Source organism: Dactylosporangium siamense (assembly GCF_016862795.1).
Taxonomy (GTDB): domain Bacteria; phylum Actinomycetota; class Actinomycetes; order Mycobacteriales; family Micromonosporaceae; genus Dactylosporangium; species Dactylosporangium siamense.
In genome coordinates, this window is record NZ_BONQ01000006.1 from 1 (window position 1) to 11,593 (window position 11,593).

Annotated in this window: 8 protein-coding genes; 4 read left to right on the forward strand and 4 right to left on the reverse strand. The window is 74.0% G+C overall.

What is annotated here, in order from left to right; translation table 11 throughout:
- Nucleotides 1–92: 92 nt before the first annotated feature.
- From Dsi01nite_RS01240 to Dsi01nite_RS01250, 3 genes are all read right to left on the reverse strand, one after another.
- On the reverse strand, nucleotides 93–3,533 hold the full coding sequence (locus Dsi01nite_RS01240; protein ID WP_203844098.1) for an ATP-binding cassette domain-containing protein: 3,441 nt from the start codon (nucleotides 3,531–3,533) through the stop codon (nucleotides 93–95).
- A gap of 70 nt (nucleotides 3,534–3,603) precedes the next feature.
- Nucleotides 3,604–5,406: an ATP-binding protein gene (locus Dsi01nite_RS01245; RefSeq protein WP_203844099.1), complete on the reverse strand. Its 1,803-nt coding sequence runs from the start codon at nucleotides 5,404–5,406 to the stop codon at nucleotides 3,604–3,606.
- A complete protein-coding gene (locus tag Dsi01nite_RS01250; RefSeq protein ID WP_203844100.1) occupies nucleotides 5,295–6,713 on the reverse strand; it encodes an AfsR/SARP family transcriptional regulator in 1,419 nt (472 codons plus the stop codon). Before Dsi01nite_RS01250 ends, Dsi01nite_RS01245 begins: the two co-directional genes overlap by 112 nt.
- An 80-nt stretch (nucleotides 6,714–6,793) precedes the next feature.
- On the opposite strand from Dsi01nite_RS01250, the gene Dsi01nite_RS01255 reads away from it, so the two are divergent.
- Entirely contained in the window at nucleotides 6,794–7,084 is a 291-nt protein-coding gene (locus tag Dsi01nite_RS01255; protein ID WP_203844101.1) for a hypothetical protein, read from the forward strand.
- Here Dsi01nite_RS01255 and Dsi01nite_RS01260 read toward each other — a convergent pair.
- The gene (locus Dsi01nite_RS01260; protein ID WP_203844102.1) at nucleotides 7,045–7,509 is read right to left on the reverse strand and encodes a hypothetical protein; all 465 of its coding nucleotides are present in this window, start codon (nucleotides 7,507–7,509) and stop codon (nucleotides 7,045–7,047) included. The genes Dsi01nite_RS01255 and Dsi01nite_RS01260 overlap by 40 nt on opposite strands.
- 198 nt (nucleotides 7,510–7,707) lie before the next feature.
- Here Dsi01nite_RS01260 and Dsi01nite_RS01265 point away from each other — a divergent pair, with 198 nt between their 5' ends.
- From Dsi01nite_RS01265 to Dsi01nite_RS01275, 3 genes are all read left to right on the forward strand, one after another.
- Entirely contained in the window at nucleotides 7,708–9,501 is a 1,794-nt protein-coding gene (locus tag Dsi01nite_RS01265; RefSeq protein ID WP_203844103.1) for a discoidin domain-containing protein, read from the forward strand.
- A gap of 202 nt (nucleotides 9,502–9,703) precedes the next feature.
- Nucleotides 9,704–10,588, forward strand: a complete 885-nt coding sequence (locus Dsi01nite_RS01270; RefSeq protein WP_203844104.1) for a hypothetical protein — start codon at nucleotides 9,704–9,706, stop codon at nucleotides 10,586–10,588.
- Between the two features lie 5 nt (nucleotides 10,589–10,593).
- A complete protein-coding gene (locus Dsi01nite_RS01275; protein ID WP_203844105.1) occupies nucleotides 10,594–11,520 on the forward strand; it encodes a carbohydrate kinase family protein in 927 nt (308 codons plus the stop codon).
- The last annotated feature ends 73 nt before the right edge of the window (nucleotides 11,521–11,593 follow it).

Sequence of the window (11,593 nt, forward strand, 5' to 3'; positions counted from 1 at the left end):
TGATCCAAGGCGCCAAACGGCCACCCCGACGACCAGCCAGCGACTCCGATCACGGACAGGTTGTCGAAAACCGTGGCGGCGGCGCGGGCGGGTCAGCCGGCGAGGTGGCCCCAGCGGTCCTCGAGCTCGTGCCAGGTGCCCTGGGCGGCGGCGGTGCCGTCGAGCAGGACGACGACGCGGTCGGCCTGGGTCAGGGCGGCGCGCTTCGAGGTGGAGCCGATCACCGTGACGCCGTGGTCGCGCAGGGCGCGCCACAGGGCCAGCTCCGTCGTGACGTCCAGGGCCGAGGACACGTCGTCCGCGATGAGCAGCTCGGTGCGCGGAGCGAGGGCCCGCGCCAGGGCGAGCCGCTGCAGCTGGCCGCCGGACAACCGGGTGCCCTTGTGGCCGATGAGCAGGCCCAGGCCCGCGCCCGCGGCGGCGAGGTCGTGGGTGAGCTGGGCGGTGGAGACGGCGTCGTCGGCGTCGACCTCGTGGCCGAGACGGATGTTGTCGGCGACGGTGCCGGACAGGACGCGGGGCAGCTGGGCGACGTAGCCGATCTGGTTGGGGCGCAGGAACATCTCGGGTTCGGTGACGGGCTCGCCGTTCCAGCGCAGGGCGCCGGTGTGGTGGACGATGCCGGCGAGGGCGCGCAGGAGTGAGGACTTGCCGGAGCCGACGGGGCCGACGACGAGGACGAGCTCGCCGCGGGCGACGGTGAGGTCGAGGTCGCGCACGGCCACGGTGCCGTCCTCGTGCACGGCGGTGAAGCCGTCCAGGTCGAGGCGGCGCAGCGGGCGGCGCGGCGGGGCGACGGGCGCCGGGGCGACGCCGGCGGAGAGGTCGACGCCGGGGACGGCGGCGGCGTACTCCGCCTCGCCGGTCATCGCCACCGTGCGGCGGGTCCAGACGCGGGCCGAGGGCAGCTGCGAGACCAGCGACGCGGTCGTGTAGGCGAACCAGCGGGCGGAGCCGAGGGTCGACACGGCGACGAGGGTGGCGCCGGCGGAGAGGTGGCCGGTGAGCAGGAGCGCCCAGGCGCCGATCGGCAGCAGGCCGCTGGCGACGGCGGGGGTGGAACGGGCCCAGACCAGCATCGCGATCTCCCGGCGCTGCCGGGCGCTGCGGACGCCGTCGAGCCCGGCCAGGTGGTCCAGGACCGGGCGGGTGGCGCCGGCCAGCTTGACGGTGCGGGCCGCGGACAGCGACGAGACCAGCGCGGTGGCGAACGCGGCCCGGGCAGCGACGGTCTTCGTCGCGGAGCGTTTCAGCACCGGGCCGAACAGGGTGGCGGTGAGGCCGGAGACCACGATCGTGGCGGCCATGAACGCGGCCGGGACCAGGGAGCCCGACACCAGCGTCATCGAGACCAGGACGAAGGCGCAGATCCACTGGTCGATGAGGTTGTCCGCGAGCATGACGACGCGTTCGGTGTCGCCGCCCTGGGCGACGACCTCGGCGGGGGTGTGGGTGCTGACCCGGCGCGGGCCGGTCTGGCCGTGCACCAGGCGCAGGCTGATGCGCAGCAGCTGCCGGACCCACCACTCGGGGAACCACTTGCCGGTGTAGTACGGCAGCGGTAGCGGCAGCAGGAGACCGGCGACGATGCCGACGGCCGGCCACAGGGTGCCGCCGCTGCCGTCGACGAGGTCGGCCCACAGCCACGGCAGCACGGAGCCGTCGAGGCCGAGGAACACCATGACGGCGAACATGGCGACGGCGAGCAGCCCGTATCGCGCGTCGTTGGTGGCGAGCTTGTAGATGTTCCAGAACGTCCGCGCGCGGGGCAGCTTCGGCAGCGGCGGCGGGTCCGTTTTGTCCAGGGAAACCGAAACGAGCGATCCTGACAACGGCGCCGGCTCCAGAAGCGCGACCCCGGACGAAGCGACCGGAACCCGCACGGCGGAGGCGGCCAGCAGCGAGGCGAACCGCGACGAGGACTTCATGGGGCCCGCCTCGACCACCAGACCGTCACCGAGGACCACGACCTCGTCGCAGCGGCGTACCGAAGACAGCCGGTGCGCCACGATGATGCCGATGCGGCCCACCAGCAGCCGGTCGGTGGCCCGCTGCACCTGGGTCTCGGTGACCGGGTCGAGCCGCGCGGTGGCCTCGTCGAGGATGACGACCTGCGGGTCGCGCACCATGATCCGGGCGAACGCGACCAGCTGCTCCTGCCCGGCGGACAGCACGTGGCCGCCCTCGCCGAGCTTCGTCTCCATGCCGTCGGGCAGCTCGGCGACCCACGACGCCAGGCCGAGCGACTCCAGCGCGGACGCGGCGCGCGGCAGCAGCGAGGGGTCGAACAGCGCGATGTTCTCCGCCAGGGTCCCGGCGAGGATCTCGGTGCGCTGCGGCACGACGGCGATCCACCGACGCAGCGCCTCCACGTCGAGGTCGAGCAGGTCGACGCCGGCGAGGAAGACGGTGCCGCGGGGCAGGTCGACGGCCCGGGTGAGCACCTTCGCCAGGGTCGACTTGCCGGAGCCCGTGCGCCCGACCAGCGCATAGGACCTGCCGCGCGAGAAGGTCAGGTTGACGTCGCGCAGCGCGGCCCGGCCGGCACCGTAGCGGAAGGTGAGGTCCCGCACGACGAGGTCACCGGCGGAAGGAGCGGCACCGCCGACCGGCTCCTGCGGCGAGTCGCGCAGCAGCTGGACGCGGCCCCAGGCGCCGAGCGCGTACTGCAGCTCCGGCACCATCCGGCTGGTGTGCTCGACGGTGGCGCCGAAGCCGAGGGCGAGCAGCCACACGGCGGTGAGCCGGGCGCCGTCGATCCGGTCGGTGGCCATGGCCCACAGCCCGGCCACGACGATGACCGCGATGCCGGCGCGGACGGTCCCGGCGGCGACCGCGGTGACCGCGCCGGAGCGGGTCCACACCTGGCGGCCGCGGGCGAGCACGACGCTGGCGCGGTGCGCGTAGAGGCGCAGCACGTAGGGCCGGGCGAGGCTGGTGCGCACGTCGTCCTGGCCGTGGATGGACTCCTCCATCACGGCGGCCAGGTCGGACCAGGCCTCCTCCTCGCCCATCCGGGCGGTGCCGATCTTCGCGGTCGGCTTGCGCAGCACGACGGTGAGGCCGGTGACGAGCACGACCATGGCGACGCCGGCCGGCCACCAGACATACAGGGTGGTGCCGATCGACAGGACGCCGAACGCGAGCGACTGGGCGATCCGCACGCCGCTGCCGCGCAGTTCGGAGGCGACCTGGTAGACGTCGCCGTCGATGCGGTCGAGCAGCTCGCCGACGGGTGTGGTCTCCAGCGTCGGCAGGTCCTGGCCGAACGCGACCCGGCACAGCCGCCGGCGCACGTCGGCGGACCAGTCGGCGGTGACCCCGGCCATGATGAGGCCGACGATCAGGTCGGTGGCCACGGCGGCGACGAGGGCCACGGCCAGCACCGTGAACATCGCCCATGATCGATGTATCAGGACCGATCCGGCCACGCCGGCCGCGACAGCCTGACCGGCGGCGCCGAGGATGACCAGGAACACCACCAGACCGGTGCGGCGCGGCGACGTGGCCCAGAGGTCACGGAGCAGGCGCATGGTGGAATCCCCCCGGATCGTTGTGGCGGCCTCTCAGACTGCGCCGCGACAGGGGGCAATTTCAATCCATTTACAGGAGATCGGCGGCCGTCTCGATCGTCGTCGCTCGACCCCTGGCGACCGCCGCGGCACGCTCCGCAGCCGTCAGCGCGGCGGATGCGGCGCTCGCGAGCGTGGCCAGGTGTGGCCGGGTGTGGTCCGGGCCGCCCCGGATCTTTTCGGCCGCCGTGAGCAGCGTCACGGCCAGCGCGGGGTCGCCGTCGAGCAGCACGACCTCGGCCGCGTCCTCGAGCACCGCACCCGCGACGGGTCCGTCGAACGCGCTGCGCGCGTGTTCAAGAGCAACCGCGGCCATGGTACGGCCATCGCCCGGCGCTCCTTCCAACGCGCGCACCACCGCGAGCCCCCCTTGGACCGCCGCGAGCATCTGCGCCGACGCGTGCGCGCCGGCCAGGATCGCCGCCGCGTCGTTGAACTGCCGCCGCGCCTCGTCGAGCCGACCGGCCCGCAGCGCGCGCTCGGCGTAGACGTAGTCGACGAACGCGATCCCCTCGGGCAGGCCGACCTGCAGCGCCGTGCGCCTCGCCCCGGCCAGCACCCGCTCCGCCCGCTCGGGGTGGCCGAGCAGCTCGTGCAGCTGGGCGAGGCGCACCTCGGCGGCCGAACGGTCCTCGGCCGTGCCCAACTCGCCGAACAGCCGCAGGCTCTCCTCCAGGTGCTCGACGGCCGCCGCGAACTCGCCGCGGCGGGCGAGGACCTCGGCGAGGGACTGCATCGAGGCCGCCATGCCCCACCGCTCCCCGATCTCCTGGAACCCGGCGAGCGACTTGGCGAACCGGCGGGCCGCGGCGTCGTACGGGATGCCGATGTTCATCTCGGCGTGGCAGTACAGCAGCTCCCCGAGGCTGGCCAGCCACGGATCGGGATCCCGGGTCAGCACCCCGATGTGTTCGAGGGTCTCGTCGGTCGACCCGTTGCGGAACAGCATCGAGACCGCCTTGAACAGCCGGAACATCGGCTGCCGGCCCTGATACCGGAACGCCTCCTGGAACCAGGCGTTGACCTGCGTGGTCTCGCCGATGCCGTCGAAGCCGTTGACCGCGGCGACCCCGCACGCCATCGCGCGCGCGTCGGGGTCCGTCGGCCCGTCCAGCGCGAGCGCGGCGACGGCCAGCCCGGCGCCCTCGACCCGGTGGCCGCGCATCCACCAGTACCAGCCGAGCACCAGCACGAACTGCACGGCCAGGTCGGCATCCTCGTCGGCGATCGCCCGGCGCAGCGCACCGTGCAGGTTGTCGTGCTCGGCGGACAGCACCGCGAGGGCCTTGAGCTGCTCGGCGGTGCGCAGCGTGGGTTCGAGGCGTTCGGCGAGCGCCAGGAACCAGGTCGCGTGCCGCCGCCGCAGCTGCGCGGTCTCGCCGCACTCGTCGAGCCGCTCCAGGCCGTAGGCCCGGATCGTCTCCAGCATCCGGTACCGGCCGTCGTCCTCGACCAGCAGCGACTTGTCCACCAGCGCCGCGACCAGGTCCACCGGGTCGCCGAGCGTGCCGCCGGGGTCGCAGACGGCGCCCGCGGCCTCCAGGGTCGCCCCGCCCGGGAACACGGCGAGCCGGCGCAGCATCACCCGCTCGGCGTCGGCGAGCAGGTCCCAGCTCCAGTCGACGACCGCCCGCAGCGTCTGGTGCCGCGGCAGCGCCGTGCGGCTCCCCCGGGTCAGCAGCCGGAACCTGTCGTCGAGCCGGTCCGCGATCTGCGCGGCGGTCATCGACCGGCAGCGGGCCGCCGCGAGCTCGATCGCCAGGGGCATGCCGTCCAGCGCGCGGCAGATCCGAAGGGCGGACCCGTCGAGCTGGAAGCCTGGTCGTACCGCCACGGCGCGATCCGACAACAGCCGCGCCGCCGGCGAGTCCAGCCCGTCCCCCGGCAGTGGACCGACGGGCAGCAGCACCTCCCCGGTGATCCCGAGCGGCTCCCGGCTGGTGGCCAGGACGCGCAGGTCCGGCAGTCGCCGAGGAGACGGTCGGCGAGGGCGGCCGCGGCACCGATGACATGCTCACAGTTGTCGAGGATCAGCAGGATCCGCCGGTACGCCAGTGCCTCCGCCAGCCGGTCGAGCGCCACCGAGCCGTCGGCCGTGGGGACGCGCCGGGCCGGACCGGCCGTGGCCGCGGGGTCGCGCAGGCCGAGAGCGGTCCACACCGCCTGGACGACGGCCCCGGGTTCGGAGACGTTGGCCAGCTCGACCAGCCACACGTCGCCGGTCGCCGCCACCCCGGGTCCGCGGCCGACCTCGGTCGCCAGGCGGGTCTTGCCCGCGCCGCCGGGCCCGACGAGCGTGACCAGCCGCGCCCGCGAGACCAGGCCGACGACGCTGCGCACCTCGTCGTCCCGGCCGACGAAACTCGTCAGCGGGGCCTTGAGGTTCCCGGTGTGCGGCGCCCGATCGTCGACCTTCGACGGTGTGTTCCGCAGGATTTCGAGGTGCACGGCGGCAAGGGCGCCGGACGGATCCGCGCCCAGTTCGTCGGCGAGGCGGGCCCGGCAGCGGTCGAACGCGCGCAGGGCGTCGGCGGTGCGACCCTCGGCGTGCAGGGCACGCATGAGCAGCCCGACGGACCGCTCCCGCAGCGGATGCGCCGCGACCAGGGCCTCCAGGTCGGGCACCGCGCTGACCCCCAGGCGGAGCTCCGCCTCGGCCCGGTCCTCGGCGGCGGCCAGCCGCAGCTCGTCCAGCCGGGCCCGCCAGCCGAGCGCGAACGGCGCCTCCCCCGCGTCCGCCAGCGCGGGACCGCGCCACAGGGCCTCCGCCTCGCGGAGCAGCTCGACGCCGCCGGCCGGGTCCCGGTCCAGCAGCGCCCGCCCCCGCCCTACGAGGTCCGCGAACAGCAGGTGGTCGACCTGGAGCGGGTCGACGTCGAGCAGGTATCCGGCGGGCCGCGCCTCCAGCATCCCGTCCGGCAGGACCCGCCGCAGCCGCGACACGAGCGACTGCAGCGCGTTGGTCGCGTCGCCGGGTGGGGTGTCGCCCCAGATGCCGCCGGCGAGGCGGGTGGCGGTGACGGTCCGCCCCGCCTCCAGTGCCAGCAGCGTGACCAGGATCCGCAGGCGCGCCCCACCGACCTCGACGGGCGCGCCGGTCTCGGCCCGCACCTCGAGCGGCCCCAGCACCCCGATCCGCACGCACCGATTGTGCCCCGCCTGTGTTCTGCGCCGCCCGGTGCGGGGTCACCGCGCTTGCCTGACGTCCCTACGCTGGCCGCATGGCAGCGTGGTGGGCCGCCGCGGCGGTGCTGGTCGCGGCATTTGTGGTCCTGGTCCTGGTCCGGCGCCGCCGGCGCCCGCGCACCAGGGCGGAGACGCTCCGGGCCGCCCGGGGCGCGATGAAGGGTCTGCGGGCCGCGGACGGCAGGGCCCGGCGGCGTCCGTACCTCGGCCGCAGCGAGACCGCGTCGAGCCGGGACCGGTGTTCGGCAGGCCTGGCCGAGAACGCCACCTACAGCGACGCGGCCGACTACAGCTCGGGTGGGGACGGCGGGGGCGGCAGCGACTGATCCCGGCCGCGCCGGCGCCGCACGCCGTGCCAGCGCAGCGCGTTGAGCAGCACCGACGGCAGGCCGCCGGCAATGACGCCGAGGGCCGCCGCCCGGGGGTCCACCCAATGCAGCCGGTCGCCGGCCAGCGCCATCAGTGGCACGGCCAGCACGGCGCCCGCCACGCCGACCGCGAAGCCGGAGCAGGGCCGGATCGCCGGGTCGAACCGGGCCGGGCCGACGACGACGTCCGCGCCGGCCACCGCGACACCGATCAGGGCGAGCCCGACGAGCATGGTCACGGCCGCCCAGCCACGACCGGCCACGAACCATTGCCGGTATGCGATCAGGCCGACGAGCCCGATCCCCGTCGCCGAGATCACGGCGGCCGCGGCGACGTGCACCGGCGCGGCGATCCACGCCCACCCGACTCGGTCCGATGTCATCCGTCCCATCCTCGACCGGCCGGGCGCGGGCCCGGTGTTCGAAACGTGTGGATGTCGTGAAGACGCGGTTGGTGGTACGGTCCGAGAGAGCGCTCTCTCGGATTTGTCGCATTGACCTTGACCAATCGCACGGTTGACGTCCATCCGCCCGGACGCAGCTTCGCCGTGCCCTTGGACCCCCGCCCCGAGGAGACACTCATGCACGACCCGCAGCACGGACCCGACCGGAAGCGCCGCTTCCGGGGTTGGACCGCCGCCGGCACCGCCCTCACCACGGTCGCGCTCGTGGCCGTCACCGCCGTCGCGTACGCCGGGCAGACCCCGCAGCTCGCCGCTCCCGCAGCGGTGGCCGCCGTCGCCGCGCCGCCCGCCGGGTTCACCCTGACCTGGAGCGACGACTTCAGCGCCGCGGCCGGCACCGGGATCAACACCGGCGCCTGGAAGTACGACACCGGACCGGGCAGCAGCTTCGGCACCGGCGAGATCGAGACGATGACCAACAGCACCGCCAACGTGTTCCACGACGGCAACGGCCACCTGGTGCTGCGGGCCCTGCACAGCGGGACCGACCCGCGCGCCGGCTGGACGTCGGGCCGGATCGAGACCCAGGCCGCGACCTACGGCGCCGAGCCCGGCGGCGTGGTCCGCATGGAGTCCTCGTTGCAGCAGCCGAACGTGACGACCGCCAACGGCGCCGGATACTGGCCCGCGTTCTGGATGCTCGGCTCGACCCTGCGGACCGGCACCAGCTGGCCGACCAGCGGCGAGATCGACATCATGGAGGACATCAACGGCCGCAGTTCCACGTTCGGCACCCTGCACTGCGGCGTGAACCCGGGCGGCCCCTGCAACGAGTCGACCGGCCTCGGCAGCGGCGAGCGGCCGTGCGCCGGCTGCCAGACCGGCTACCACACCTACGCCGTGGAGATCGACCGGTCGAAGTCGCCGGAGGAGATCCGCTGGTATCTCGACGGGGCGCTGTACTTCACCCTGCCGGCGACCCGCGTCGACGCGACCACCTGGGCCAACGCGGTGCACCACCCGTTCTTCATCATCTACGACCTGGCCATCGGCGGCGGCTTCCCGGACGCGTTCGGCGGCGGCCCCAACGCCGCCACCATCTCCGGCGGCCAGCTCAACATCGACTGGGTCGCGGTCTACAACAAGGGCCCCGGCACCGTGCCGCCCAGCACCAACATCGCGCAGGGCAGACCGACCACGGCCTCGTCGTCGGAGAACGCCCCCGGCTGCCCGTCGTGCGCGACCGACGGCAACCCGAACACCCGCTGGTCGAGCGCCTTCAGCGACCCGCAGTGGCTGCAGGTCGACCTGGGGCAGCAGTACAACCTGACGAACGTCCGGCTCGACTGGGAGGCGGCGTACGGCAAGGCGTACAAGATCCAGGTCTCGAACGATCAGGTGACCTGGGTCGACATCGCGGCCACCACCACCGGTGACGGCGGCACGGACAGCTGGGCGGTCAGCGGCACCGGCCGGTACGTGCGCATGTACGGCACCCAGCGCGGCACCGCCTACGGCTACTCGCTGTGGGAGCTGTCGATCGCCGGCACACCGGCCACGAACACCGGCGGCACGCTCGTCTCGCAGGGCAAGCCGACCACCGCCTCCTCGACGGAGAACGCCGGCACCCCCGCCGCCAACGCCACCGACGGCAGCACCGGCACCCGCTGGTCGAGCGCCTTCAGCGACCCGCAGTGGCTGCGCGTCGACCTCGGCGCGGTCATGAACGTCAACAAGGTGGTGCTGAACTGGGAGGCCGCCTACGCGAAGGCGTTCCAGGTGCAGACCTCCGTCGACGGCACCACGTGGACCACCGGCTACTCCACCACGACGGGCACCGGCGGGGTGCAGACCCTGAGCCTGTCGGCGAGCGCCCGTTACGTGCGGGTCTACGGCACGCAGCGCGCGACGGCCTACGGCTATTCGCTGTATGAGTTCCAGGTGTACGCCATGACCTGCTGCACGCCGTAACCGGCTGCCGCGCACGGTGCGGTCGGCCGGTCCGTCCCACGGATCCGGCCGGCCGCACGACGCGGAGGGCGCAGTATCACAGGCGGTGCCCGCCGAATGACCTGGCAACCGGATCGAACCGGTCCGGGACCGTGGCCGCTACCGGCTCGCAACGGCTGGGCCGCACGCTTGCCCGACACGACGACGGGCGCGGAGGACGGGCATGACACGGAGGTTGACGGCGCTGATCGCGGCGGCGGTGCTCGGCGCCGTCCTCGTCCCGGACCCGGCCGCCGCCGCGAGACAACCGGCGCCGGCGCCGGCCAAGGCACCGGCGAAGACAGTGACCAAGGTGACGACGAAGAGCTCGGCCAGGGCGCGGGCGATGTGGCTGTGGTCGGCGGCCGATCCCGCCGCCGTGGTGCCGTGGGCCACCGCCCAGGGCGTCAAGGAGATCTTCGTGGCGGTGCCGTGGCAGCCGACCGCGGCGCAGCTCGCGCGGCTCAAGGACCTGCGCACCAGGACGCTCGCCGCCGGCATCCGGCTGTCCGCGCTCGGCGGGGATCCGTCCTGGGCGCTCGACCCGGCCTCCGCCGTCGCATGGCGCAAGCGGGCCACCGCGACCGGCTTGTTCGACGGCATCCACCTCGACGTCGAGCCGTACCTGCTGCCGGGCTGGCGCACCGACCAGCGCCGGATCGTGGAGGGCTACCTGGCGATGCTCGACGCCGTCCGCGCCGCCGGGCCGGAGCCGCTCGAGGCCGACGTGCCGTTCTGGCTCGCCACCGTGCCCGCCGGTAACGGCAACCTCGCCGACGCCGTCATCGCCAGGGTGCACGCGATCACGGTGATGTCGTACCGTGACAGCGCCACCGGTGTCATCGACGTCGGTGCCGACCTGCTCGCCCGCGCGCAGAGCGCCAGCCGCCCGGCCCGCCTCGCCGCGGAGACCCAGCCCCTGGCCGACTGTGCCTACTGCACCTTCGCCGCTTCCAGCCGCTCGGGGCTGGCCGGTCAACTCTCCACAGTGGACGCCGCGGCGGCGCGGTTCAGCTCGTTCAACGGCGTCGCGGTGCACGACTACGACAGCTGGACCCGCCTAAGATGACCACCATGGCGACCGATGTGCTCGTGCTCTGCGGTGTCGGGATCGACACCATCGTCCGCGTTCCCGAGCTGGCGGTCCCGCCCGGCGACTTCCTGCACGTCGAACCCGTCCGGGACTACGTCGCGCACTCGGGCAACGGGGTGGCGCTGGGGTTCCACGCGCTGGGCCTGCGCACCAAGTTCGTCGACTTCCTCGGCGACGACGCCATGGGCGAGCTGATCCTGGCCCGCTACGCGGCCGTCGGTCTGGACTTCGAGCACGTGCCCGCGCCGAACGGCACGCCCCGCAGCGTCAACCTGGTCGACGCGGCCGGCCGCCGGTTCTCCTTCTTCGACGGGCGCCACCCCGACGACCTGCGGCTGCCGCAGGAGGCGTACCTGCCGGCGCTGGAGCAGGCCAGGCACGTGCACGTCGCCGGCCGGGCGCCGGAGGCGTTCGCCGAGGCGCGCCGGCTGGGCGTCACGACGTCGACCGACATCCACTCGTGGGACGGCGAGTCGGCGTCGGGACTGAGCTCGGCGCGGGAGGCGGACCTGGTCTTCCTCAGCGCCGCCGCGGCGCCGCAGAAGATCGACGACCTCATGCACACCATTCTCGACGCGGGCCGGGCCACGATGGTGGTCGCGACCGAGGGCGACGCGGGCAGCCGCGTCCTCATCCGGGACGGCGGGCCGATCGTCCGGTTCCCGACAGTCGAGCCGGAGCGCCCGGTCGTGGACAGCAACGGCGCCGGGGACGGGTACAGCACGGCGTTCATGAGCCGCTGGTTCGCCGGCCGACCGCTGGACGAGTGCGCCCTCGCCGGCGCGGTGTCCGGCGCGTTCGCCTGCGGCGCCGCCGGCACCCACGAGGAGCAGATCACCGCGGCGCAGCTCGACGCGGCGATCGCCCGCGCCCGGGACTCCGACCGTTGGCGGGCCGGCCGCGACTGAGGTTCCTGCATTGCGGCAATGCAGCGCGGGTCCGATGTGTTTCATGACCGGAGGACCGAGGGGTTGCGGTAGC